A 24,314-nucleotide genomic window follows, 5' to 3' on the forward strand; every position below is an offset into this window, starting at 1 on the left:
AAGAGATCTACGTGGCGGTGGTGACCGGCAACAGGTCGCGGTAGGCGAAGACGTTCCTGGCGACACCGATCGCGTTGAGCGCCTTGGGCATTCCGCAGTAGACCGCGGCGTGACGGATGGCGTCGACGATCTCGGTCGGCGTCAAACCGACATTCAGGGCGATGCTGAGGTGCATCTCCAGCTGCGATTCACATCCACCCAGCGCGGTCAGGATCCCGATCGTGACCAGTTGCCGCTGCGGCGGGGTCAAGCATGTCGTTGCGTACACGTCGCCACACCCGTGCGCGACGACATCCTCTGCCAGTGCGGGCGCGATGTCGGCCAGCCCGTCATAGCAGGCCTGGCCAGCTCCCGCGATCCCGCTGATCTTGTCCAGGACCTCTGCGCCTCGCTCGAATCGAGCGCGCCGGACCTGCTCGGTCAGCAGTGTGTCGACGTCGTTGCTCATGAGTAACTCCGCATGAGTTCGGCGATCTGCTTGGCGATCGACGCGAACGTTTCGGGCAGGGTTTGATAGGGGACCTTCGAGTCCCGTTCGTGGTAGATCGCGGCGATGATGGTCGGAAGCGTCGGGACGACGTCAGGGTAGTCGTTCACATCGATGTGAGCTGCGGCTTCGTCGACAGGTATGCCGCGGTCGAAGAGCGTATAGGCCTCTTCATGCAGGTACGACCAGAACGCTCTGTTTCGGTCCAGGGCAGCGTTGATGCCGTCCCCGCACAGCACCGGCCCGTGACCGGCGACGATGACCTTTGCATCGAACGCGCGAATCCTGTCGAGTGCGGTGATCCAGTTGGCGATCGAACCCGACCAGACGATCTTGACGATGTTGTGCGTCAGCAGGTCGCCGGCGAACAGCACCCCGTGCTCGGGGATGAACGCGATCGCATCGCCGACCGTGTGAGCGGGTCCCAACTCGTGCAGCTCGACTTCGAGCTCGCCCACGCGGAGCGAGCGTTCGCCGGAAAAAGTGACATCTGCCGGTCGGACCTGTATCGGGTGGAAGTCAAACGGCTTGGCGAGTCCCATCGCCGCCAGCGGATGCAGCGGTGAGTCAGGGTGCTGGCTGTCGTCGAACAACGAGGCGGTCAGGTCTGCCTGATCTTGCGTCATCAACGCGCTCGCCGCCCCGGTAGCCACGATCTCGGCATCGTCGGGGAACAGCTGGTTGCCGAAAATGTGGTCGCCGTCGCTATGGGTGTTGAACACGTATCTCACCGGTGCAGACGCGGTCACCGGGGTGATCGCGTCGACCATCTCCTGGGCGTGCGTGAGGTCGTAGAGCGTGTCGATCACCAGGGTCTCGTCCTTGCTGGTGATTAAGCCTGCATTCGACAACCCAAAGGCGTCGCTGCCGGATTGAAACGTGTAGAGCCCGCCGCCGAGATCGAGTAGTCCCTTCTGGAAGGGATAGCGGCTTTCACTCAGTCCGGTCATGGCGTCCACTCCCCGTCGATAACCTGTGATATTTCACAAAGCTATTACTGATGTTTCAGTAAGGCAATAGTGAAGTTCCAGGTCCCGCCTCAGCGATCAGCGTCCCAGCGGGTGCTCCCCCAGCCATCCGTCGGCCACCACCTGCGGGTCGGCACCGGCGGCCACGCGACGGCGCATGTCGGCCAGTGCGGCGGTGTCCAAGACCCCGGCGATCTCATTGACCGCCAACAACTGTCGGATGGACAGCGCGTTGCGTCGGTACAGCGGCACCACATTCTCCGCCTGAATCAGCGAGTTCTTGCTGCCGTCGGCTAATGCGATCAGGTCCGGCGGAATGCCCGGGTCGGCCGAGGTGGCCCACGCCGCGGTTAACCGACCCGCTCGCAGCGCGGCGAACATCGTTGCGTCGTCGGTGAATTCGCGTGGTGCGGGCAACCTGCAGGCAGCTACCGTCGCCGGGACCGCATGCCCGGTCACCACACCGACCAACAGGCCCGCACAATGCCCCGGTAGCTGACTCAGATCGTTGCCGCCCCACGCCGCGGCGGTCGCCGGCGTGACGATCAGCGTCGGTTTGTCCTCGGCCGCAGTGGCGTAATCGCCCGCGGCCACGCCCTCGGGCAGGGCGGCGTTCATCGCCTGATACACCTGCTTGTCGGACAACTCCGGGGCACCGGGTTGCAACTGCCGCAACACCCGACCCGTGTACCCGGGAACGACCGTGAACGCCCCGGCGTCCAACTTGGCCATGGGGTCCGCGGCCGTCTCGGCGTGCGAGGGGAAACCGTACGACCGCAATGCCGAAACATAAAGCGCCGCAAGCACCTTGGCGTCAACGTTCGAGGTAGATCCGACCACCAGATCCGGCTGCCGGTGACCGTGGTGACCCGAGCAGCCGGTAACGATCAGCACCAGGCCGAGCAGCAGCGCGGCCAGCCTGCTGATGCTCACACCCAGTTGGAGTCTTCTGCGGCCAGCGCCACCGCGGTGGCCACGGCCTCACCGACGCGCCGGTCCAAAGGACTCGGCACGATCCGGTCTGCCGCGAGGTCTTCGCTGGCGATCGAAAAGATCGCTTCGGCCGCCGCCACCATCATCTTCTCGGTGATCCGGCGCGCGCCGACGTCCAGGGCACCCCGGAAAATTCCCGGGAAGGCCAGCACGTTGTTGATCTGATTTGGGAAGTCACTGCGTCCGGTGGCCACGATCGCCGCGTACTTGGCAGCGACGTCGGGATGGATTTCGGGATCGGGATTGGACAGTGCGAACACGATCCCGTCGGGCGCCATGGTCGCGATCAACTCTTCGGGGACCAACCCGCCCGACACCCCGAGAAAGACGTCGGCGCCGTCGAGTGCCTCGACCAATCCACCGGTGCGCCCGGCCGGGTTGGTGCGGCAGGCCAGTTCGTTCTTGACGCTGTTCATGTCGTCGCGTCCGCGGTGCACGATGCCCCGCGAGTCCAGCACCGTAATGTCCGAAACACCGCTGGCAAGAAGAAGATTGGTGCACGCGACGCCGGCCGCTCCGGCACCGGAGACCACCACCCGCAGCGCGGCCATGTCCCGGCCCAGCACCTTGGCGGCGCCCATCAGCGCCGCCAGCGACACCACCGCAGTGCCGTGCTGGTCGTCGTGCATCACCGGGCAGTCCAGCGCCTCGATGACACGCCGCTCGATCTCGAAGCAACGCGGCGCCGAGATGTCCTCGAGGTTGACGGCTCCGAACGTCGGCCGCAGCCGCACCAGGGTTTCGACGATCTCGTCGGGATCCTTGGTGTCCAGCACGATCGGGATGGCGTTCAGCCCGCCGTACTCCTTGAACAGCGCGCACTTGCCTTCCATCACCGGCAGCGAGGCGGCCGGCCCGATGTCGCCCAGGCCGAGCACCGCGGTGCCGTCGCTGACCACGGCGACCAGTCGGCTGGCCCAGGTGTAGCGGCCGGCCAGGGTGCGGTCGGTGGCGATCGCGCGACTGACCTGCGCCACACCGGGGGTGTAGGCGATCGACAGCGCACGTTTGGTGTCCAGCGGCGCCGTCAGGCCTACTGACAGCTTGCCGCCCAAATGTGCCTCGAAGATTTCCTCGTCAGCGATGACGACCTGCGGGCCTTGCTCGGGAAGGCTTTTCACCATGTCAAGCGTTTCGGACACGGCCATCAGGGTACTGCGCGGCCCCTGATGGCCCTAATCGCGAGATCGCTAGATCAGCTTGAGCTCGGTCACGGCGTTGCGCTCGTCGACCAGCTCCGCGGTGGACTTGTCGATCCGGGCCCGGGAGAAGTCGTCGATCTCCAGGCCCTGCACGATCGACCAGTCGCCGTCCTTGGTGGTCACCGGGAACGACGAGACGATCCCCTCCGGCACACCGTAGGAACCGTCGGAATAGACGGCCATCGAAACCCAGTCACCGTCCGGGCTGCCTAGCAGCCAGGAACGAGCCGCATCGACGGTGGCCGACGCGGCCGATGCCGCCGACGACGCGCCGCGGGCGTCGATGATGGCCGCTCCGCGCTTGGCGACGGTCGGGATGAAGTCGTTCTCGATCCAGTCCTGGTCGTTGACCACCTCGGCGGCGTTCTTGCCGCCGACCTCGGCATGGAAGATGTCCGGGTACTGGGTGGCCGAGTGGTTACCCCAGATCGTCATCTTCTTGATGTCGGTGACCTTGGCCCCAGTCTTGCGGGCCAGCTGGGAGATCGCCCGGTTGTGGTCCAGGCGGGTCAGCGCGGAGAACCGCTCCTTCGGGATGTCGGGGGCGTTGCTCAGCGCGATCAGCGCGTTGGTGTTGGCTGGGTTCCCGGTCACACCGATGCGTACGTCGTCGGCGGCGACCGAGTTCAGCGCCTTGCCCTGGGCGGTGAAAATGGCGCCGTTGGCCTCCAGCAGGTCACCGCGCTCCATGCCCGGCCCGCGCGGCCGCGCGCCGACCAGCAGAGCCAGGTTGACGCCGTCGAAGATCTTGTTGGCGTCGGCGCCGATCTCCACGCCGGCCAGCAGCGGGAACGCGCAGTCATCGAGTTCCATCACCACGCCCTCGAGCGCTTTGAGCGCCGGCTCGATCTCGAGTAGGCGCAGCTCGATCGGACGGTCCGGGCCGAGCAGCGAGCCGCTGGCCAGGCGGAACAACAGGCTGTAGCCGATCTGCCCGGCCGCACCGGTGACGGCGACCTTGAGAGGACTTGCGCTCACGTCGGTTCTGCTCCTTTGGGTAAGACGGGTTCGCGTCGAAACTAGCGCACCGCCGCCGCTGGGACATCGGCGGTCTCTGCCGCGGCGGGGAATTGGCTCCTGAGCACACCGTTACGTCCCTTTTTGTTGCCCCGGGGCGCGTAGCATGACCACGGCCCGCAGACCGGCGCTGCGATTGGAGGTGGACGTGTTCCCAGGGTTTGACGCACTACCCGAAGCTCTTCGACCCGTCGCTCGTACCCGTCAGCAGCACATACATCCGGTCGCCAATCCGCCGGTCCAGACGTTGGTCGACTGCGGCGTCTACGTCGACGGACATCGACTGCCCGGCAAGCTCACCCCCGCCGAGGCGCTCGCCAAGGTCCGAGACATTCAGCGCGGCGGCCAGGAGGCATTCGCCTGGATAGGGCTGCACGAACCCGGAGAAGCGCAGATGCAGGAGGTGGCCGACGCCTACGGCCTGCACCCGTTGGCCGTGGAGGACGCCGTGGTCGCCCACCAGCGCCCCAAACTGGAGCGCTACGACGACTCGCTGTTCCTGGTGCTCAAGACCGTCAACTACGTCCCGCACGAGTCGGTGGCGCGGGCCCGTGAGATCGTCGAGACCGGCGAGATCATGATCTTCGTCGGCACTGACTTCGTCGTCACCGTCCGCCACGGCGAGCATGGCGGACTGCACGAGGTCCGCAAGCGGATGGACTGCGCCCCCGATCACTTGCGTCTGGGCCCGTACGCGGTGATGCATGCGATCGCCGACTATGTCGTCGACCACTACCTCGGTGTCACCAGCCTGATGGAAGACGACGTGGACGCCATCGAGGTGGTCGCCTTCGCTCCCGGAAAGAAGATCGACGTCGAGCCGATCTATCTGCTCAAGCGCGAGGTGGTGGAATTGCGCCGGTGTGTGGCGCCGCTCTCGGGCGCGTTCCAGCGCATGCAGATCGAGAACAAGGATCTGATCAACAAGGAAGTGCGCCGCTACCTGCGCGACGTCGCCGACCACCAGACCCAGGCCGCGGAGCAGATCGCCAGCTACGACGACATGCTCAATTCACTGGTGCAGGCCGCGCTGGCTCGCGTGGGCATGCAGCAGAACATGGACATGCGCAAGATCTCGGCCTGGGCCGGTATCATCGCGGTGCCCACCATGGTGGCCGGAATCTACGGCATGAACTTCCATTTCATGCCGGAGCTGGACTCCAAGTGGGGCTACCCCTCGGTCATCACCGCCATGGTGGTCATCTGTATCGCCCTCTACTTCAGTTTCCGCCGGCGCGACTGGCTCTAGGCGCTCCGCACCCATTCGAGTGTGCAATCTGCGACGCGGCATCGGCGTAGCTGCGTCGTGGAACTCGCGGTCGGCCAGGCCCTCACCGAGGCTGCGCGGCAGGCCGGTCGGGGTCCAGCACGTCCACACAGTCGCTGCGCCACGCCTCCCGCATGGCTTCAGCGCCCTTGAGCCGCACCCAGGCCGCTTCATTTGCGGTAATGGGCGTCGCGGACAGGAACTGCACCGGCTCCCGCGGCGGATCGAGCGGCAGATCGGGAATGTCGCTGCGGCCCAACAGCACCGCCGTGAATGGGGCCCGTGACCACAACGGCGAGCCGAGATCGATCAACGCATCGGGCACCAATACCAGTCCGTCCACCGCCGGCGTGGCGGCCAGAATCGCTATGGTGCGCACCAGTCCTTTGATCGGACCGGGATCACGAAGGGCCAGCACCACTTCGGCGCGCGGCCCGCGCAGATGGTCGGCAACCAGCTCGGTCGGGTCGGTCATCGGATACCGAGAGCAACCCAGCGACGCATAGTGCACCACGGGCTGATCCCGGAACCGCAACACCTCAATGGGTTCGGCACCGAGAAATGTCACGCTCGCCGAGTCGGGCTCGGTGCCGAAGTGGCCGCGCAGCTGCGCCCGCACGCGATCGAGAATCACTGCGCGGCCGGCACCGTCAGGTTGACACCGGAGTCGGCGTCGAAGACGGCGAGTCTGGCCGGGTCGAAGGCCAGCTCGACGAGCTGCCCGGTTGTGGCCTTGGACTCGGCGGGAACCCTTGCCACAAAGAGGTTCTCATGGACTTCTGATTCGGCTGCGACTTCGTCCAGCCGGGCCGAGTGCACCTGTGGGCCGGCGGTGGTGAAGTACACGTACTTGTCGGAGCCTAACGACTCGACCAATTCGACAGTCACCTCGAAAACCACCGAGCTGATTCGCTGATAACCGTCGATCAATGCCGCGTCGTGGATGTGCTCGGGCCGCAACCCCACGATGACATTCTCCGGTTTCGGGTGTCCGGCGATCATCTGCTGCACCTCCGGTGCCAACGTCACCTCACCGAACGACAGGGTCAGCCCCATCGAGGTCAATGTGGCCGGGAAGAAGTTCATCGCGGGTGAGCCGATGAAGCCCGCCACGAAAAGATTCGCGGGCCGCTCGTAAAGTTCAGTGGGCGTACCGATCTGCTGTGCGACACCGCCGTGCATCACCACCACCCGGTCCCCCAGCGTCATGGCCTCGGTCTGGTCGTGGGTGACGTAGACGGTGGTGGTGCCCAGTCTCTTCTGCAGGCGCGCGATCTCGCCGCGCATCTGCACCCGCAGCTTGGCATCCAAGTTGGACAACGGCTCGTCCATCAGAAACGCCTTGGGCTGTCGCACAATTGCCCTGCCCATCGCCACCCGCTGGCGCTGACCACCCGACAGCTGCGAGGGACGGCGATCCAGCAGATCGGTCAGGTCCAGGATCTTTGCGGTCTCCTCGACCTTCTGGGCGATGTCCGCCTTCTTCATCTTCGCCAGCGTCAGCGGGAACGCGATGTTCTGCCGGACTGTCATGTGCGGATACAGCGCATAAGACTGAAACACCATCGCGATGTCGCGGTCCTTCGGCGCCTTCTCGTTGACCCGCTCGCCGCCGATCCGCAACTCGCCCGAGGAGATATTTTCCAGGCCGGCGATCATGTTCAGGGTGGTGGTCTTGCCGCAGCCGGATGGCCCGACCAGGATCAGGAACTCGCCGTCGGCGATGGTGATGCTGAGGTCCTGCACCGCGGTATGACCGTCGGCGTAACTCTTCCTGATGTGTTCCAGCACAATCTCGGCCATCGCGCTATCCCTTCACAGCCCCAGAGGTCAACCCGGCGACGATCCGCCGTTGAAAGATGAGGACGAAGATAACGATCGGGATCGTGATCACGATCGCGCCGGCCGCGATCGACCCGGTCGGCTCCTCGAATTGCGAACTGCCGGTGAAGTTCGCGATCGCCACCGGCGCAGTGATCGCCGCCTTGGTAGCGGTCAGCGACAGGGCGAGCAGCAGATCGTTCCAGGCGAAGATGAAGACCAGGATCGCTGCCGTCACCAGACCCGGGGCCGCCAGCGGGACGATCACCTTGACGAATGCCTGGCTGGGCGTAGCGCCGTCCATCTTGGCCGCCTTCTCCAAATCCCAGGGGATTTCCCGGAAGAACGCCGACAGGGTGTAGATCGCCAGCGGCAGCGCGAACGTGATGTACGGCAGGATCAGCCCAGGCCAGGTGTCGAACAAACCGACGGCGCGTTCGATCTCGAACAACGGTGTCACCAGGGATATCGCGGGAAACATGGTGATCAACAGGGTCATTGCGATCAGCGCACGCTTGCCGGGAAATTCCAGCCGGGCGACCGCATAGGCTGCCATGGCGCCGAGCACCACCGCGATCACGGTGGTGGTCAACCCGATTCCGATCGAGTTGACCAGCGCTGAGCTGAAGAAGTCACCACGGAAGATGCCACGATAGTTGTCCAGCGTCACCGAGGACGGAATCAACCTGCCGTCCTTGACCATTGAGCTCGGCTTGAGCGACAGGCTGAGTATCCACAGCACCGGAAGCAGTGCGTATGCCACCACCAGGATGTCGATCACTACCCAGCACGTCGCACGCCTCAACCGCTCATCGGACATCGGCGTCACTCCCGGGTGCCGACGCGCCGAACAGCTTGATGAACACCAGCGCGATGATTCCCACGCACAGAAAGATCAGCACACTGATCGCCGAACCCAGGCCCACGTTGAAACCCTTGAATAGGTTGTCATAGCCCAGAATTGACACCGAACCGGTGTTGTTGGCTCCGGCGGTCAGCACGTAGATGTTGTCGAAAATCCGGAAGGCGTCCAGGGTCCGAAACAGCAACGCCACCACCACCGCCGGCTTGATGATCGGCAGGATGATCCTGGTCAGCCGCCGCCAGGCGTCCGCGCCGTCGACCTGTGCCGCCTTCAACAGGTCCTCGGGCACCAGCGCCAATCCGGCCAGCAGCAGCAGCGCCATGAACGGTGTCGTCTTCCAGACCTCGGCGATCACCACCACGCCGAGCGACGGAATCTGTTGCGTCAGTGGCGCACTCCCGTCGGGCAACAGGTTGGCCAGGTAGCCGGTGCCCGGCGTCCAGGCGTAATACCAGCTGTACGACGCAACCACCGTGACGATGCCGTACGGGATCAGCACCGCGGTGCGCACCAGCCCCTTGCCGACCAGCGTGCGGTGCATGACCAGCGCCAGGGACAGGCCGAGCACGAACTCGAGGGTCACCGAGACCGCGGTGATCCCCAGCGTCACGCTCAGCGCGGTCCACCAGTACCGGTCGGTCAGGATCGTCTGGTAGTTGCCCAGCCCGATGAACGCCGTGTCGCCGGGGGTGGCCAGGTTGTTGCGCTGCAGGCTCAGCCACGACGCGTAACCGATCGGGTAGGCCGTCACCGCCAGCATCAGCGTCACCGCGGGTGCCACCAAAAGGTAGGCCAGCCGCCGATCCGATGACATCACGGCAGCAACCCCTTGCCGTCGATCGCCTTCTGTATCTGGGCCGCGAGTTCGTCCGCCGTACGCTCGGGGTCGATGGCGCTGATCGGGCTCAGCGCCGAGGCCATCCGGATCGACACCGCCTGATAGGCCGGAGTCGCGGGCCGCACCGCAGCATCGGTGAGCTGTTGACGAATGATGCCGTACATCGGGTACTTCGCCTGAAACTGCGGATCGGAGTACAGCGAGGTCCGGACCGGAGGCAGGCCGCCCTCGATCGCGACGTACTTCTGGTTCTGCAGATCGCGTATGCACCGGACGGCTTCGAATGCCTCGCCCCGGTGCCGGCTGGTGCTGGCCACCGCCAGATTCAATCCGCCGATCGTCACCTTGGCCGGCTGCCCCGGCGCCACCGCCGGGTAGCGGGCGAAACCGAACACCTTCTGGCTGGCCGCGTAGGCGATACCGAACTGTTCGTCGGTGGGCGCAAACGTGCCGACGCCATTGATGCTGCCGGCCAATGCGGGCTCACGGTCCAGCGGTAGGAAAGCCACACCACCTTTGGCCGCGTTCTCCAGCATGGAGGCGAACACATAGGGCCAGTTGACTTCCAGCGCCGCCTTGCCCTGTTCGACCGCCAGGCGTGCTGCGCCCTCGTCACTGCGGGTGATCGACGGGTCCGCACCCGGCGCAGTTGCCACCGACTGCAAGATCCGCAGCGCAGCCACGGTGGCAGCGCGATGTTCGGGGGTATCGGTCAGGGTGACGCGCTTGCCGTCCTCGGAGAGCACCTGCCCGCCGGCACTGACCAGCAGCGTGTTGAACCACACCACCAGACCTTCGGCCTCGTTGGCCTGCACGGCGATCCAGCCGGGATCGCCGGCGGCGTGCAGGCGGCCCGCCTCGGTCACCATGGCCGCCCAATCACGAGGCGGCTGACCTACCAAATCTGTTCGATACCAGAGCAATTGAGTGTTCGTGGTAACCGGGGCGCCGTAGAGACGACCCTTCCAATTTGCGGACTTCAGCGGACCTGGCAGCGTGTCGCCGGTGGCGTCGGACTCGGTCAGGCCGGACGGGTCGTCGGACAGCGGCAACGCCCACCCCGCTTCCGCGAACTCCGCGGTCCACACCACGTCGAGCGCCATCACGTCCAGGGTGTCGTCACGCCCGGTCAGCCGCCGGGATAGTTGTAGCCGTTGCTGGTCGGGCGATCTGGCCAGGCTCACATGCTGGATGCGGTACCGCCCACCGGCTTGTTGCGTGCAGCGCTGAGCGACGGCGGTGAACGTCGCGCCGTCGGTGGCCGGCGTGTAGAAGCTGATCACCAAGCCGTGAGCGCCCGATCCGCAGCCCGAGAGAACCGACGCGGTGGTCAACGCCGCCAGTGCGACCGCCCCCCACCGCCGCACGCGACGGTTCACCAGTCAGATCGCCAAACGCGCCAGCAGATCCCGCGCTTTCTCGGCGTTCTGGGGGTCGCACAGCACGTCGTAGCGGCCGGCAACCAGTTGCATCGTCGAGCTGAAGTCTCTCGTTCCGCGCGCCATGGCGTACGGGACCGCCGAGGTGATGAGCCCGAAGAACACGCCGGCGACCAGGCCGGTGATCAGCGCGCCCCACGGATTCGGGCTGAAGAAGCCGAGCACCAGACCGATGAACAGACCGAGCCAGGCGCCGCTGAGCACGCCACCCCCGAGTACCTTGCCCCAACTCAACCTGCCGGTGACACGCTCCACCTGCATCAGGTCGACGCCGACGATGGTCACCTGCTGGACGGGAAACTCCTGATCGGACAGGTAGTCGACGGCGCGCTGCGCCTCGGCATAAGTGGGATACGAGCCGACCGGCCATCCTTTGGGCGGCGTCGGCAGTCCGGGCACGTTGCGTCTACCCGCGGCCCCACCGGCGGGTGGTTGTCCGGGTTGGAATGGGCTAGTCATTGGTACCTCATTCTCCTCCTGCCCGCCTTTACCCAAGCCATCGTTCCATCTCGGCAATCAGGGCGCACCCTCCGCACCCTGCGGCACCGACATTTCGCCTGGCCGGGACCCTGTCCGGGTGCCCTCTGTCACCGCGATACCCGATGGCGGCACATACGCTACGTTCTTCACCATGACAGCTCCCGGCGAGGGCTCCGGCGAGGGCAACGACAGCGCGCCGCAACCCACTTCCGACCAGACGCAAGCCGCTGAGCAGCCATTACCCGATGCTCCGTGGGCTTCGCCGACATCGTCCCCGGTCGTGGAATACCCACCTCCGCTGGACTACCCGCCACCCGTGGACTACCCGCCCACCCAGACGGCGTGGCTGCCCGGCTACCCACCGAACCTGGCGGCCGGCGTCGCACCACCGAATCCACCGTCGGCCTACCCGCCTCCCGGATTCCAGTCGTACGGCGCGCCGCCCCACAGCTTCGCCCGCCCGACGCCCTATCCGTCGCCGCCCGCTACCGGCCCGTATGACTCCTATTCAGGCGGCTACTACCCAGGGCCGAACCACGTCGTCGGTTACGGCGGGATGCAACCCGGTACCAACACCATGGCGATCATCTCCCTGGTCGCCGGTGCCGCCGGAATCTTTTGCTTTATCGGCTCGGTTGTGGGCCTGGTGTGCGGCATAGTCGGGATCAACCAAATCAAGCAGACCCGCGAAGACGGCTTCGGTCTGGCAGTCGCCGGCATCGTGATCAGCGCAGCGACCGTACTGGTGTACTTCATCGCGGTGATGTTCGGAATCGTCGCACACTGATCATGTCCAAGCGATCGCCATCGCGCCCCGGGGTGTGCGGTGCAGGCCAACGCCTGCCGCACTGGCGACAACGGACACCCTCCGGGCGGCACGAGCCAGACTCAGCGGGTGCCGATCTCGGTAACCAGCCAGCGGTGCAGCCCCGCGAGCCTGCGCAGCCGCGCCGCGCAGTAATCGGTCAAAGCGCCCGTCGAGACGTCCGCGGGCAGAGGTTCGGCCCATCGGATCTGAAACGTCGCTCTGTGCCGCAACAGATCGGCAGCCGGGTGGTCGGCCGGGAATGGCGAGGGAACGCGCTTGAGGTCGGCGCCAGCGATCTCGACATCGGGCGAGGCGCGTTTGATGTCATTGATCAGCAGCGTTAGCTGCTGGCCAGCGGGTCGCTCGCCGACCACCGTGCGCCAGGTGCCTGTCGAGGCAAACAACACACCGGCGGCGAAACCGATTTGACTCGGGTCGAGCCGCAACAAGAGCGTAGGCGCGGTCTTCTTGGGCGTCCCCTCCCACCAACGGAACAACAGATGATCCTTATAGCGTGGGCCATGCGGGTCGAAACGCAGGTCGCGGTGGATGGGAGCGATCGAGCCGTTGACCTTCGGGTCGGCAATGAGACCAGGCGAGATCTGCTCGATCAGGCAGACGCCCAGGTCGTCGACGAGCTGGCGGGAGGGGTCCAACACATACGCCTGCCAGTCAGGCCGCACGGCGGCGAAGGCGGCGGCATCAAGGGTAGGCAGTCGAGCGAGCAACGAGAGCCCCGCGGGTGGGAAGCCGGCGAAACTCATGCGTGCCCACTCACGAACAGGCGGGCCTCCTGCATCAGCGCGGTCCATCGGGCCTCATTGCGATCGTCGATGAGGACCCACTCGCGGAAGGTGCGTCCAGCGGGCGCGAAAGGTTTGCCCACACCGGCGTCGATGAGTTCAGCGACCCGCTGTCGCGGCAGTTTCACGATGAGATCGCCGGTGCGATGGTCGCAGGAGGCGAAGAACTCTCCATCAACCCGCAAACAGGGAAAGCCCATCATGGTGCCCGGAGCTACGCCGGGCTCGCCCAGCGCGGTGGCTGCGACGTCGTCGAAAAAGGCAGATTGCCGCTCAGTCATGTGCGTCTCCCGGGCTTGATGCGGCGGGTGCGACGGCGCACCGGCCGATTGCACCTGCGCCACCCGCATCATAGGGCGCCGGGGACCAGTCAGCGTCGCAAGGGGCGTCGTGATTCGCAGTTCTGTTGGCCCGGGCTCGCTCCACTTCCGCTTGGCCGTGCGGCGAGCTGTCGGCATGAAGCGGTGCGGAAAACGCGTCTCCGGCATGGCCCGCACACGCAGATGCGTCCACGGGTCCGCGCGCAACGCCCGCCGTTGCTGCATGCTGATCCACCCGGGCCGAGCGCCGCTGCCTACGCTCTGTCCTATGGCGTCGGTCAACAGGGTGTATGTGGCGCGGCTGCCGCGGATGATGGTGCTCGGCCCACTCGGCGAGTCGTTCGGGCGCGTCCGCGACGTCGTGATCAGCATCAGCATCGTCCGTCAGCAACCGCGCGTGCTCGGCCTCGTCGTCGATCTCGCGACGCGGCGCAGCATCTTCATCCCCATCCTGCGGGTCGCCGCGATCGAACCCGACGCGGTGACCCTGCGCAGCGGCAACGTGTCGCTGCGCCACTTCGAGCAACGCCCCGGCGAGGTGCTGGCGATGGGCCAGGTGCTCGACACCCAGGTCAGGATCAGCGACCCCGATCTGCCCACCCTGGCTGGTGTCGACGTCGTGGTCGCCGACCTGGGCATCGAGCAGACGCGCACCCGCGACTGGGTGGTGACCAAGGTGGCGGTGCGCACACAGCGCCGGCTCGGACGTCGTGGCCCGGTGCACATCGTGGACTGGCAGAACGTCCAGGGGCTCACTCCGTCGGCCCTGGCCATGCCGGGCCAGGGCGTCGCACAACTGCTCGACCAGTTCGAGGGACGACGGGCCGTCGACGTCGCCGACGCCATCCGCGGGCTACCCACCAAACGCCGCTACGAGGTGTTCAAGGCGCTCGACGACAACCGGCTTGCCGACATCCTGCAGGAGCTGCCCGAACTGGATCAGGCCGAAGTGTTGACCCAACTGGGTACCGAACGCGCAGCCGACATCCTCGAGGAGATGGATCCCGACGACGCCGCCGACGTGCTGGGTGTCCTGAACCCGACCGATGCCGAAATGTTGTTGACCCGCATGGATCCCGACGACTCCGACCCGGTGCGCCGACTGCTCACGCACTCCCCCGACACGGCCGGCGGTCTGATGACCTCCGATCCGGTGGTCCTCACGCCCGACACCTCGGTGGCCGAGGCCCTGGCCCGACTGCGCGATCCCGACCTGACCCCGGCATTGGCATCGATGGTGTTCGTGGCGCGCCCACCGACGGCCACGCCGACCGGCCACTACCTGGGCTGCGTCCACCTACAGCGACTGCTGCGCGATCCACCGTCCGAGCTGGTCGGCGGCATCGTCGACACCGACCTGCTCACGCTTTCACCGGAGACCCAGTTGGGCGCGGTCACCAGATATTTCGCTGCCTACAATCTGGTCTGCGGTCCGGTGGTCGACGACCAGAACCACCTGTTGGGCGCGGTGACGGTGGATGACCTGCTGGACCACCTGTTGCCGCATGACTGGCGTGTGGACGTCCAGCAGCTCGATCCCGCCGGCAGGCCGCCACGGACCGGAGATGCCTTGTGAGCAAGTCGCAGACGCCGCGGCGGCTGTACACGCCGCGGACCTCGCGTCGCTACACGCCGCGGGTGGACGCCGAGACGGTGGGGCAGTTCACCGAATCCATCGCGAGGTTTTTCGGAACCGGCCGCTATCTGCTGTTGCAGACCATCGTGGTGATCGTGTGGATTGCGATCAACCTGATCGCGGTCCGCTGGCGTTGGGACCCCTACCCGTTCATCCTGCTCAACCTGGCCTTCTCCACCCAGGCCGCCTACGCCGCGCCGCTGATCCTGCTCGCCCAGAACCGGCAAGAGAATCGCGACCGCGTTGCGCTGGAAGAGGATCGCCGCCGAGCCGCGCAGACCAAGGCCGACACCGAGTATCTGGCCCGCGAATTGGCTGCGCTGCGACTGTCCATCGGCGAGGTCCCGACCCGGGACTACCTGCGCCACGAACTGGAAGGACTGCGGACGCTGTTGGCGAACATGCAAACGACCGGTCCGGATGGCGGGACCCGGAGTTCCGACGGCTCCGAACGGCGTAGTAAGAAAACCAGCTGAGATTCAAGAGGGCCATTGCGCTACTCGCGTGACGAGAGTTATGTATGGTGATCTAGTTCACGAAGCTAACAAGTGGTCAGTTTCCCGGCGGCTCACGGAATTTGAGGACGGTCGAGGTGCATATTGGGGGACGCTGGGCTGACAACCCGGCCGTCGCAAAGGTGCGTCATACAGCGGTACGTGTCACACGCACCCCCGTCTTCGGCGTCGTCATGATCTCTCCCTTGATTTTCGCCAGTGCCGTCGGCGCTGCCGCGCCTTCATTGCACGGCAAGAACCAACCCCACCGCGCGGCCATCACGCCGGTGGCCGCGGTGGGCCCGGCCCCCCACACCGACCTGTCCGGTCCCACCGTCATCTCCATCCAGCGGGTGCCCACCAGCTTCCACGTCGCAGCGGCCACCAGTTCCGCCCCGCCACCTCCCACGGTCGTGAATACCCCTGGCGCACTTGGCATTCCGATAATGGCCCTGTCGGCATACCGCAACGCCGAGCAGAAGATGGCGGCCGCGCAACCCGGCTGTGGGGTCAGCTGGAACCTACTTGCCGGCATCGGGCGCATCGAGTCTGGTCACGCGGGTGGCGGCGCCGTCGATGCCCGCGGCACCGCCACCAACCCGATCTACGGTCCGGCTCTGGATGGCACGCTGCCCGGCAATGAGGTCATCGTCCAGCGAGACCAGGGCAATCGGGTGACCTACGCCCGCGCCATGGGGCCGATGCAGTTCCTGCCCGGCACCTGGGCGCGCTACGCCGTCGACGGTGACGGCGACGGCATCCCCGACCCGCAGAACCTGTTCGACGCAACGCTGGCCGCCGCCCGCTACCTGTGCAGCGGCGGCCTCAACCTGCGCGACCCGTCGCAGGTGATGGCCGCGATTCTGCGCTACAACAACTCGATGTCCTACGCCCAGAACGTGCTGGGCTGGGCCGCCGCGTACGCCACCGGCGTGGTTCCCGTCGACCTGCCGCCGATCACCGGTCCACCGCCTCCGATCGGCGATGCCCACCTCGAGCACCCGGAGGGGCTCGGGCCGAATCTGCCGCTGAATGTCACCGGCCTGGGAATCGGCGACCCGATGGGGCAGCACATGCCGCTGATCGACTTCGGGCAGCCGCAGATCCTCTCCCAGTACCCGGCGTCCACCTTCCCGAACCCGCAGACGCCGATGTGGCCGTGGATGCCACCGGCCCAGGTGCCGCAGCCTGCTCCGGTGGCCACCCCGGGCTGCACGCTGATCTGCATCAGTTCACAAACCCCCGACTCGCTGCCGCCCGGCGGCGCGCCGATCCCCAACGGCGGAATCGTCATCGCACCCGCGGCGCCCCCGCCGGCCGCCCCAGCCTTGCCCGACCCGTTCGCCACGCCGCCGCTGCCCCCGGCCGCGCCACCCGTGGCACCCGCCCCGGCGGCGCCGGCGACACCGGCACCGGCACCGGCACCGGCAAACCGGGCGCCCAACGGCGCACCAGCGCCTAAGCCGGCCGGTCCTGCGCAGCCGAGCCCGCCGGCTCCCGGCGAACCGGTGCTGGCCCCCGTCAGCTGACCGTCAGCCGGGGCCGGGTTCGCGACGCCTACACTCGGCGTTGATGTCCGCAAACCAAGATGACGCAACCGATCTGACCAACGCTATCCGCTCGGCGCTGGGCAAGGTGATCGATCCGGAGCTACGCCGCCCCATCACCGAACTCGGCATGGTCAAGAGCATCGACGTCGCTCCCGACGGGGGCGTGCACGTGCAGATCTATCTGACCACCGCTGCCTGCCCGAAGAAGACGGAGATCAGCGAACGGGTGACCCAGGCGGTCGCCGACGTGCCGGGCACCGGGGCGGTACGGGTCAGCCTGGACGTGATGAACGACGAGCAACGCACCGAGCTCCGCAAGCAGTTGCGCGGAGATGCCGCCGAACCCGTCATTCCCTTCGCCCAGGCCAGCTCCCTGACCCGGGTTTATGCGGTGGCGTCCGGAAAGGGCGGCGTCGGCAAGTCCACCGTCACGGTCAATCTGGCCGCGGCGATGGCGGCGCGTGGCCTGGCCGTCGGTCTGCTGGACGCCGACATCCACGGCCATTCCATTCCTCGGATGATGGGCACCACCGACCGGCCCACCCAGGTGGAATCGATGATCCTGCCCCCCATCGCCCATGAGGTGAAGGTCATCTCTATCGCCCAGTTCACCAAGGACAACACCCCGGTGGTGTGGCGGGGGCCGATGCTGCACCGCGCGCTGCAGCAGTTTCTGTCCGACGTGTACTGGGGCGATCTGGACGTGCTGCTGCTCGACCTACCCCCCGGCACCGGCGACGTCGCCATCTCGCTGGCACAACTGCTGCCTAACGCCGAAATCCTGGTGGTGACCACGCCTCAGCTGGCCGCGGCCGAGGTGGCCGAACGAGCCGGCAGCATCGCGATCCAAACGCGCCAGCGTATCGCGGGCGTGGTGGAGAACATGTCCGGACTCACGCTGCCCGACGGCACCACGATGCAGGTATTCGGCGAGGGCGGCGGCCGACAGGTGGCCGAGCGGTTGTCACGGGCGGTGGGGGCCGACGTGCCACTGCTGGGCCAGATCCCCCTAGACCCCGCACTGGTCGCCGCGGGCGATACGGGCGTACCCATGGTGCTCAGCACGCCGGACTCGGCAGTGGGCAAGGAACTGGGCCGCATCGCCGACGGGTTGTCGTCGCGTCGCCGCGGCCTGGCAGGCATGTCACTCGGTCTGGACCCCACCCGCCGCTAGACCGGCGAGCAGCTACTAGGTGGCGTCCGTGTCGAACGGGGTGCACTCGGGCGCCACAGGCGGCGACGAGGGCTCCGTCGTGGCCGGCGCATCCTGTTGCTTCGCGGGCGCAGGCGCGTCGAAGTTACCGGTGAAAATCGAATCGTCCCCGTCGAGCAGGTGCTTGGTCAGCGCAGCACGCGGGGTCATGCCGCGCAACTTCTGCAGCTCGCTCAGTTGACCGCGAATGTCGTCGAACTCCGGACCCATGTCCTCGCGCAGCTGGTTGGACACCCCGCTGAGGTAATCGCGCGCCTGGCGCAGCGCGCCCGCCGTCCAGCGAATGGCGCCGGGCAACCGCTCCGGCCCGAGCACCACCAGTCCGACCACGACGAGGACCAGCATCTCCCCCCAGCCGATGTTGGCGAACATCAGGTCGGATGGTGATGACCCGCAGCGCCCGGCTGGGCCGCGCTTGCGCTCATCGGGATCGGACGGTGATGACCCGCAGCGCCCGGCTGCGCCGCGCTTGCGCTCATCACGAGCTGGTGTCGGGGTCAGGTTTGACGGTCAGCGTGACATGACGGCCGTCGCGGACCACCTCGATCGGCGCGTCCTGGCCGATGGTCAGCTGCCGCACGGCGACGACGGCCTCGTCGGAGTCAGCGACCTTACGGCCCCCGATCTTGACGATTACGTCGTTCTCCAGGATTCCGCCCTTTTGCGCCGGTCCCCCGGCCTTCACATTGGCCACCTGGGCGCCCGAGGCGATCTCGTTGCTCACCGACCGGGTGCTGATGCCCAGCGTCGGGTGCAGGATCTTCCCGTCCTTGATCAGCGTTTGCGCGACCAATTTCATCTCGTTCACCGGGATCGCGAAGCCCAGTCCGCTGGCGCTGTCGGACAGCGACTTGCCGGCGGTGTTGATCCCGATCACCTGGGAGTCCATGTCGATCAGCGGGCCGCCGGAGTTGCCGTGGTTGATCGAGGCGTCGGTCTGCAGTGCATCGATGACGGTGTCGGTGTCAGAACCCTCGCCCGACAGCGGGACCGGGCGGTGCAGCGCGCTGATGATGCCGTGCGTCACCGTGCTACGCAGACCCAGCGGAGCACCGGCCGCGATCACCTCGTCGCCGACCCGCACCTTGTCCGAATCGCCGAGCCGGGCCACGCTCAGGTTGTCGACATTGTCGACCTTTAGAACGGCCAGGTCGGTCTTGGGGTCGCGTCCCACCAGGCTGGCGGGCACTTCCTTGCCGTCGTTGAACACCACCGTCGTTTTGAACTGGCTGGGGTTGTTGGCGGCTTCGGAGATGACGTGGTTGTTGGTGACGATGTAGCCACGCCCGTCGATGACGACCCCGGAGCCCTGCATTCCCTCCTGGTCGCTCTTGGACTCGATAGTCACCACGGAGTCGGCGACGGCGGCTGCCACCTTGGTGAATCGGCCGGCCGGCTCCTCGGCGTTGCCGGCGGTCGAGAGCGTCACCTTGGACGTGGTGAACGCCTCGACCACCTCGGCCGTCTTGCGCCCGATGATCCCGCCGAGCGCACCGATCACCAGGGCGATGATCAGCAGCACGGCCAGCGCCAGGTAGGACACCTTTCCGCCGAACAGCACATCGCGAACGCCGAGCTTGCCGCTGTGGCGGAACTCGCCGTGGGCGACTACCGGCGGTAGCGCCGGGGTGCCCAACGCGGCAGCCGCGGCGGGATCGCGCCACGGGTCGTCTGGATCGTCGGGCTCGCCGTTCTTCTCAGCGGCCAGTGCCGCAGAGTCGATGGGGTGCCGCTGCAGAGTCTCGGTGCCGCCGAAGGGGCGGCCGAAGGCCTCGGCGAGCACCGGGTCAGCCGGCTGGTCGTGGGCGTGGAACTCGGACTGATCGCGAAACTTCTGCGGTCGCACGCGATCAGCGACAAATGATCCCTGCTGCCCGGGCGGGCGGCCGAACGTCTGACGGGCCCCAGGGTCGACCGGCGGCCGATAGATGGGACGCGGTGCCAGCCGTTCGGTGTCCTGGCCGTTGTTGCCTTCGTCGGAGGTCACGGTTCCTCTTCTAGATCCGTCTCGGAGCCCGGCACCGGGCCGGCCGTACGCACAGCAAAGGACCGCATGGTCCTGGCAGTCTTGTCGATGTCCACCCTAGTATCCACGGATCCCGGCCGGTCGCCACGAACGCACGCGAAGGCCGCGCGGGGACGCAAACCTCAAGCTAACGACGCTTCCGCTGATCGTCGCGCTCGGCAAGATTGTCCGAGAGCGGAAGAGCGTCATCATGCGGGTAGTGCGGTATTTCGGACAGCAACCCCAACAAAGAGCTCGGAATGCGGATCGGGTGTGAATCGCGCAGCGCCGCACGGGCGAGGCTGTGATCGTCGACTTCGGCCGCGCACTGCGCACACAGCGACAGGTGGTGCGCCGCCCGGAGATGGGCGTTCATCCGCAGCTCACCGTCCACGAATGCCGCGATGGCCTCGATGGAGAGGTGCTCGGTCGACCGGAACTGACGAGGCGCGCCCACCGGCGCGTCGCTCTGGGAGGCGAATTGGGCAGGCAGCCACGAGAACGCACGCCGGAAAACAGCTCCCCGGTCGGCCATCACCAGCTCCCTCCGCGCCCTAGTAAGCCATTTGTATCTCGAATGTAGCGCGGTGTGCTGCTTGATAACCATGATCGGCCCTTCAAACCCCGGAATTTGGGATCGGTTGGCAACCGTGCGGTGGCCGAAATGATGACTCGGCCACCCCAGGCGACTTAGCTGGCCGTCCGCATCGAACGGTCGTCGTGTAGGCCGATCTCGGGATGAGCGGCCAGGTAGTCGCGCAGCGCTTGGCGCCCACGGTGAATCCGGCTGCGTACCGTGCCGAGCTTGACGCCCAAGGTGGCGCCGATCTCCTCGTAGGACAGACCCTCGATATCGCACAGAACCACCGCGGCGCGGAATTCCGGCGGCAGTGAATCGAGCGCCGCTTGCAGATCCGGCCCCAGCCGAGAGTCGTGGTAGATCTGCTCCGGGTTGGGCTCGTCGGCGGGCACCCGGTCGTAGTCCTCGGGCAGTGCCTCCATCCGGATGCGGGCCCGGCGGCGCACCATGTCGAGGAAGAGGTTGGTGGTGATGCGGTGCAGCCAGCCCTCGAAAGTACCGGGCTGGTAGTTCTGGACAGACCGAAAAACCCTGATGAAGGTCTCTTGTGTCAAGTCCTCGGCGTCGTGTTGATTGCCCGAGAGGCGGTAGGCCAGCCGGTACACGCGGTCGGCGTGCTGACGCACCAACTCATCCCAGGAGGGCATGGTGGCCTTGTCGCCGGTCGCGTCGAAAATCGCGGTGCCAAGCAACGTGTCAGATGGTTCCACCCAGTCGTCATCGGCAACCTGTTGCGGGTGCGACATGGTGGTCGGGCTCAAAGTGGTGATTTTTTGTTCCTCCGGTTTTCCCCTGCCATCCAGGGTCGGCATTTCTTCACTCGCCGAAACACGAAGTTCCCACCGTGTATTCCCGTGATCCTCGCCCCAGAGCGCGCCGCGTTCCATACGGCCTACCGTCGCGTACCCGAGTGTGGGCGAGGTATGAGCAGTCTGAGCTTTAGCTGAGAAACCATACTGTTACCTGCATCTTCCAGCAGTTATTGAGTTTGCTGTGACCTCTGTCCGGCCACTCTTCTCGGGTGTGTCGGTGTCCGGCCCGACGGGCGCGCCTGAGCGACGGGTGCACCGGTTGGGCATACTCTGCGGACATGGAGGGCACGTCTGACACCAGCGACGAGACCGGTCACACGACGCGCAGCAGGGCGGATTCGCTTGTGGCGCACGCCGAAGGGTCGATATCTGAGGACGCGGTCCTTGCCGGTGCCCGGGAACGCGCCGTCGACAGTGGGGCCGGCGCCGTCACACCCGCGGTCGGCGCGCTGCTGAGCGTGCTGGCCAAACTGAGCGGCGGCAAGGCGGTCGCCGAGGTCGGCACCGGGGCCGGAGTCAGCGGGTTGTGGTTGCTGTCGGGCATGAGTGACGACGGCGTCCTGACCACCATCGATATCGAACCGGAATATGTTCGGCTGGCCCGGCAGACCTTCGGCGAGGCGCATATCGGGCCGTCACGCACCCGGCTCATCAGCGGACGCGCCCAGGAAGTCCTCACCCGCCTCGCGGACGACTCCTACGACCTGGTGTTCATCGACGCCGACCCGATCGACCAGCCGGACTACGTCGTGGAAGGGGTCCGTTTGTTGCGATCCGGCGGGGTCATCGTCGTGCATCGGGCCGCTTTGGGCGGCCGCGCCGGTGATCCTGAAGCCCGTGACGCCGAGGTGGCGGCGGTGCGCGAAGCGGCGCGGTTGATCGCCGAAGACGAACGCTTGACGCCGGCGTTGATACCGCTGGGTGACGGGCTCTTGGCCGCCGTCCGCGATTAGGTCAGGAGCCGAGCTGGGTTTCGGCGATCGCGAACGGGAAGTGCACGGTGGCGGTGGTGACCTCCCGAACACCGTCGCGTACCGCGTTGACGATCGTCGCCGGGTTTCCGGTCAGCACGGCGGTCCCGATGTCGTAACCCGCGTACTGCGGCGCCGCAATGAAGTTGCGCAGGTCGACGAACAACTGGGTCGGCAGACTGGCAGGTCCGACGGGCACGCCGTCGTAGCTCACCATGGTCCAGCCGGTCGCGGGACTGCCCTGCACCACGACGACGCCGGTGTTCGGCAATGAGCGGGTGATCAGGAACAGCGGGTTGGGGTTGTCGACCATCATCATCGTGCCGGTCTCGATGGTCAGTGCGCTGGAGTAGGCGACCACGGCATGGCTGGGTCCTGCGGCACCGACGTCGTACATGGTCTGCACCGCGTTGTTGAATCCGGCGGCGAAATCCAACCCGGTGGGGTTCGTGGATAGCGGGGCCAGCATCGGGAAAGCGGGCAGTCCGAGCGTCCATACCAGCGGACCGCCCAGATACAGCAATCCCGCCGGGATCTGCGGCAAGTCTTCGAACAGGCCGGCATTGATCTCGTTGAGACCCGCCAGTGGCAGCTGAATCGGCATCCCCAGCAGGGCAGCCAGGGGTGCGGCGGTCTGCTGTGTCCTGATGAGCTGGGATTCGAAGATTCCCGCGAACGGGCTTTGCGGTGCGAGCACGTTGGCGATGTTGAGGGCTTGGGTCCGGCCGAGTGCGGTGAGCGGCGGCCCGGGTATCGCCGTGTCGAGCAGGTTGGCCGCGTTGCTCGCCGTCTGGCCGTGCCGGACGAACTCGATGGTCACCAACTGATCGTTGCGGACCGGAACCGTGGCACCGCCCAGGCCGACGAACAGGCCAGGGAAACCGCGGGCCCCGGTGGCTCCGATGGTGCTACCGCCGGCGCCCCCGTGCCGACGGCCCAACCGTTACCGCCAGTGCCGCCGGTACCGATCAACCCGGCGCTCCCGCCGGTTCCACCCGTCAGGGCCAGCAATCCGCCAGTCGGGGAATGGCCGGCTCCACCGTCGCCCAGCAGGAATCCGCCGGCTCCGCCGTTGGGGTGGGCCGCTGTTCCCGCGACGCCGTTGCCGATCAGGTCGCGGCCGAACAACGCCTGGGTGGGCGCGTTGATGATCGGGTCGACCACCTGGCCGAGGGGGCTGGCGATCCATGCCTGCCCGGCCTGGTGGACCGGCTTGTAGATGAGCGTCTGAAACGCGCCGGCAATGAATTCGTTCAGCGCTTCCACAGGAGCGGCGGCGAACCCTCCCCCGAGCAGGGTCGCCTCCAGCCGCGCCGGAATCGCCGCTTCGGCACCGCCGTAGGAGGCCGCCGCCGCACCGAGGTTCTTGACGAACTCCTGGTGGTAAACGGCCGCCTGTGCCGCTGCCGCCCGGTAATCGGTGGCGTGCGTCCCGAACAGCGACGCGATCGCGACGGACACTTCGTCGGCCGCCGCGGCGGCCAGCTGAGTCGTCGGGATCACCGCACCCGCGGTGCCGGCGCCGACCGCCGCTCCGATCTGCGCTGCATCCGCCGACGCCGTTTCGATCATGTCCAGTGCCGCCACCACAAATGACATTTCGCGACTCATCGATGCGTAATGAAGCCCGGCCGACATCTTGGCACCATGTGCAGTAAAACGGCGCGAAACCGCGAGTTCGCCTGCCGTCAGAAAACGCACGCAACGCCGCGACGGACCGAGGTGATCTCCGGCGGCGATATCGA

Annotated in this window: 24 protein-coding genes and 1 pseudogene; 7 read left to right on the top strand and 18 right to left on the bottom strand. The window is 66.5% G+C overall.

Going from position 1 to position 24,314, the window contains the following annotated elements; genetic code table 11:
• Positions 1-7: 7 nt before the first annotated feature.
• The 5 genes from JX552_RS23135 to JX552_RS23155 all read right to left on the bottom strand — a co-directional run bounded on the left by JX552_RS23135 (position 8) and on the right by JX552_RS23155 (position 4,628).
• Complete coding sequence (locus JX552_RS23135) at positions 8-448, bottom strand: carboxymuconolactone decarboxylase family protein (protein ID WP_205874182.1); 441 nt, start codon at positions 446-448, stop codon at positions 8-10.
• The gene (locus tag JX552_RS23140; RefSeq protein ID WP_205878634.1) at positions 445-1,437 is read right to left on the bottom strand and encodes an MBL fold metallo-hydrolase; all 993 of its coding nucleotides are present in this window, start codon (positions 1,435-1,437) and stop codon (positions 445-447) included. The genes JX552_RS23135 and JX552_RS23140 overlap by 4 nt, the downstream gene beginning before the upstream one ends.
• A gap of 96 nt (positions 1,438-1,533) precedes the next feature.
• Positions 1,534-2,388, bottom strand: coding sequence for a glycine betaine ABC transporter substrate-binding protein (locus JX552_RS23145; protein WP_205874183.1), 855 nt, complete (start codon positions 2,386-2,388; stop codon positions 1,534-1,536).
• Positions 2,385-3,572, bottom strand: coding sequence for an NAD(P)-dependent malic enzyme (locus JX552_RS23150; protein ID WP_431196007.1), 1,188 nt, complete (start codon positions 3,570-3,572; stop codon positions 2,385-2,387). Before JX552_RS23150 ends, JX552_RS23145 begins: the two co-directional genes overlap by 4 nt.
• Before the next feature lie 66 nt (positions 3,573-3,638).
• Positions 3,639-4,628, bottom strand: a complete 990-nt coding sequence (locus JX552_RS23155; protein WP_205874185.1) for a malate dehydrogenase — start codon at positions 4,626-4,628, stop codon at positions 3,639-3,641.
• Positions 4,629-4,815: 187 nt separating this feature from the next.
• Here JX552_RS23155 and corA point away from each other — a divergent pair, with 187 nt between their 5' ends.
• Positions 4,816-5,916 (top strand): magnesium/cobalt transporter CorA, encoded by a 1,101-nt coding sequence (gene corA / locus JX552_RS23160; protein WP_205878635.1) that lies wholly within the window; start codon positions 4,816-4,818, stop codon positions 5,914-5,916.
• An 82-nt stretch (positions 5,917-5,998) separates the two neighbouring features.
• Here corA and JX552_RS23165 read toward each other — a convergent pair whose 3' ends face one another.
• Genes JX552_RS23165 through JX552_RS23190 form a run of 6 tightly spaced genes read right to left on the bottom strand, consistent with a single transcriptional unit; the run spans position 5,999 to position 11,356 of the window.
• Entirely contained in the window at positions 5,999-6,568 is a 570-nt protein-coding gene (locus JX552_RS23165; RefSeq protein WP_205874186.1) for a suppressor of fused domain protein, read from the bottom strand.
• Positions 6,565-7,737: an ABC transporter ATP-binding protein gene (locus tag JX552_RS23170; protein ID WP_205874187.1), complete on the bottom strand. Its 1,173-nt coding sequence runs from the start codon at positions 7,735-7,737 to the stop codon at positions 6,565-6,567. Before JX552_RS23170 ends, JX552_RS23165 begins: the two co-directional genes overlap by 4 nt.
• Before the next feature lie 4 nt (positions 7,738-7,741).
• Positions 7,742-8,575 (bottom strand): carbohydrate ABC transporter permease, encoded by an 834-nt coding sequence (locus JX552_RS23175; RefSeq protein WP_205874188.1) that lies wholly within the window; start codon positions 8,573-8,575, stop codon positions 7,742-7,744.
• A complete protein-coding gene (locus JX552_RS23180) occupies positions 8,565-9,434 on the bottom strand; it encodes a carbohydrate ABC transporter permease (RefSeq protein WP_205874189.1) in 870 nt (289 codons plus the stop codon). Before JX552_RS23180 ends, JX552_RS23175 begins: the two co-directional genes overlap by 11 nt.
• A complete protein-coding gene (locus JX552_RS23185) occupies positions 9,434-10,840 on the bottom strand; it encodes an extracellular solute-binding protein (protein WP_205878636.1) in 1,407 nt (468 codons plus the stop codon). Before JX552_RS23185 ends, JX552_RS23180 begins: the two co-directional genes overlap by 1 nt.
• Complete coding sequence (locus JX552_RS23190; protein ID WP_205874190.1) at positions 10,841-11,356, bottom strand: YflT domain-containing protein; 516 nt, start codon at positions 11,354-11,356, stop codon at positions 10,841-10,843.
• A gap of 172 nt (positions 11,357-11,528) precedes the next feature.
• Here JX552_RS23190 and JX552_RS23195 point away from each other — a divergent pair, with 172 nt between their 5' ends.
• Positions 11,529-12,164 carry a DUF4190 domain-containing protein gene (locus JX552_RS23195; protein WP_205874191.1) on the top strand — a complete coding sequence of 212 codons (636 nt, stop codon included), beginning with the start codon at positions 11,529-11,531 and terminating at the stop codon, positions 12,162-12,164.
• A 101-nt stretch (positions 12,165-12,265) separates the two neighbouring features.
• On the opposite strand, the gene JX552_RS23200 is transcribed toward JX552_RS23195, so the two are convergent.
• Entirely contained in the window at positions 12,266-12,997 is a 732-nt protein-coding gene (locus JX552_RS23200; protein ID WP_346779286.1) for a DUF2461 family protein, read from the bottom strand.
• Entirely contained in the window at positions 12,946-13,332 is a 387-nt protein-coding gene (locus JX552_RS23205) for a hypothetical protein (protein ID WP_205874193.1), read from the bottom strand. The genes JX552_RS23200 and JX552_RS23205 overlap by 52 nt, the downstream gene beginning before the upstream one ends.
• A gap of 244 nt (positions 13,333-13,576) precedes the next feature.
• Here JX552_RS23205 and JX552_RS23210 point away from each other — a divergent pair, with 244 nt between their 5' ends.
• The 4 genes from JX552_RS23210 (at position 13,577) to JX552_RS23225 (ending at position 18,162) form a co-directional block, all read left to right on the top strand.
• Entirely contained in the window at positions 13,577-14,884 is a 1,308-nt protein-coding gene (locus tag JX552_RS23210; RefSeq protein WP_205874194.1) for a magnesium transporter MgtE N-terminal domain-containing protein, read from the top strand.
• Complete coding sequence (locus tag JX552_RS23215; protein WP_205874195.1) at positions 14,881-15,420, top strand: DUF1003 domain-containing protein; 540 nt, start codon at positions 14,881-14,883, stop codon at positions 15,418-15,420. Before JX552_RS23210 ends, JX552_RS23215 begins: the two co-directional genes overlap by 4 nt.
• 116 nt (positions 15,421-15,536) lie before the next feature.
• A complete protein-coding gene (locus JX552_RS23220) occupies positions 15,537-16,967 on the top strand; it encodes a lytic transglycosylase domain-containing protein (RefSeq protein ID WP_205874196.1) in 1,431 nt (476 codons plus the stop codon).
• A gap of 43 nt (positions 16,968-17,010) precedes the next feature.
• Complete coding sequence (locus JX552_RS23225) at positions 17,011-18,162, top strand: Mrp/NBP35 family ATP-binding protein (protein WP_205874197.1); 1,152 nt, start codon at positions 17,011-17,013, stop codon at positions 18,160-18,162.
• A gap of 15 nt (positions 18,163-18,177) precedes the next feature.
• On the opposite strand, the gene tatB is transcribed toward JX552_RS23225, so the two are convergent.
• The 4 genes from tatB to sigE form a co-directional block, all read right to left on the bottom strand.
• Positions 18,178-18,573, bottom strand: a complete 396-nt coding sequence (gene tatB, locus JX552_RS23230) for a Sec-independent protein translocase protein TatB (RefSeq protein WP_205874198.1) — start codon at positions 18,571-18,573, stop codon at positions 18,178-18,180.
• A 106-nt stretch (positions 18,574-18,679) separates the two neighbouring features.
• On the bottom strand, positions 18,680-20,188 hold the full coding sequence (gene htrA, locus JX552_RS23240) for a serine protease HtrA (protein WP_205874199.1): 1,509 nt from the start codon (positions 20,186-20,188) through the stop codon (positions 18,680-18,682).
• A gap of 166 nt (positions 20,189-20,354) precedes the next feature.
• Positions 20,355-20,741 (bottom strand): anti-sigma E factor RseA, encoded by a 387-nt coding sequence (rseA, locus tag JX552_RS23245; protein WP_205874200.1) that lies wholly within the window; start codon positions 20,739-20,741, stop codon positions 20,355-20,357.
• Between the two features lie 155 nt (positions 20,742-20,896).
• Positions 20,897-21,598 carry an RNA polymerase sigma factor SigE gene (gene sigE / locus JX552_RS23250; protein ID WP_431195887.1) on the bottom strand — a complete coding sequence of 234 codons (702 nt, stop codon included), beginning with the start codon at positions 21,596-21,598 and terminating at the stop codon, positions 20,897-20,899.
• Between the two features lie 278 nt (positions 21,599-21,876).
• Here sigE and JX552_RS23255 point away from each other — a divergent pair, with 278 nt between their 5' ends.
• Positions 21,877-22,551: an O-methyltransferase gene (locus JX552_RS23255; protein ID WP_205874202.1), complete on the top strand. Its 675-nt coding sequence runs from the start codon at positions 21,877-21,879 to the stop codon at positions 22,549-22,551.
• Between the two features lie 19 nt (positions 22,552-22,570).
• Here JX552_RS23255 and JX552_RS23260 read toward each other — a convergent pair.
• Positions 22,571-24,168 (bottom strand): annotated as a pseudogene (locus JX552_RS23260) (PE domain-containing protein); the annotation flags it as partial.
• Positions 24,169-24,314 lie beyond the last annotated feature (146 nt).

The organism is Mycobacterium gordonae (genome assembly GCF_017086405.1).
Taxonomy (GTDB): Bacteria; Actinomycetota; Actinomycetes; order Mycobacteriales; family Mycobacteriaceae; genus Mycobacterium; species Mycobacterium gordonae_D.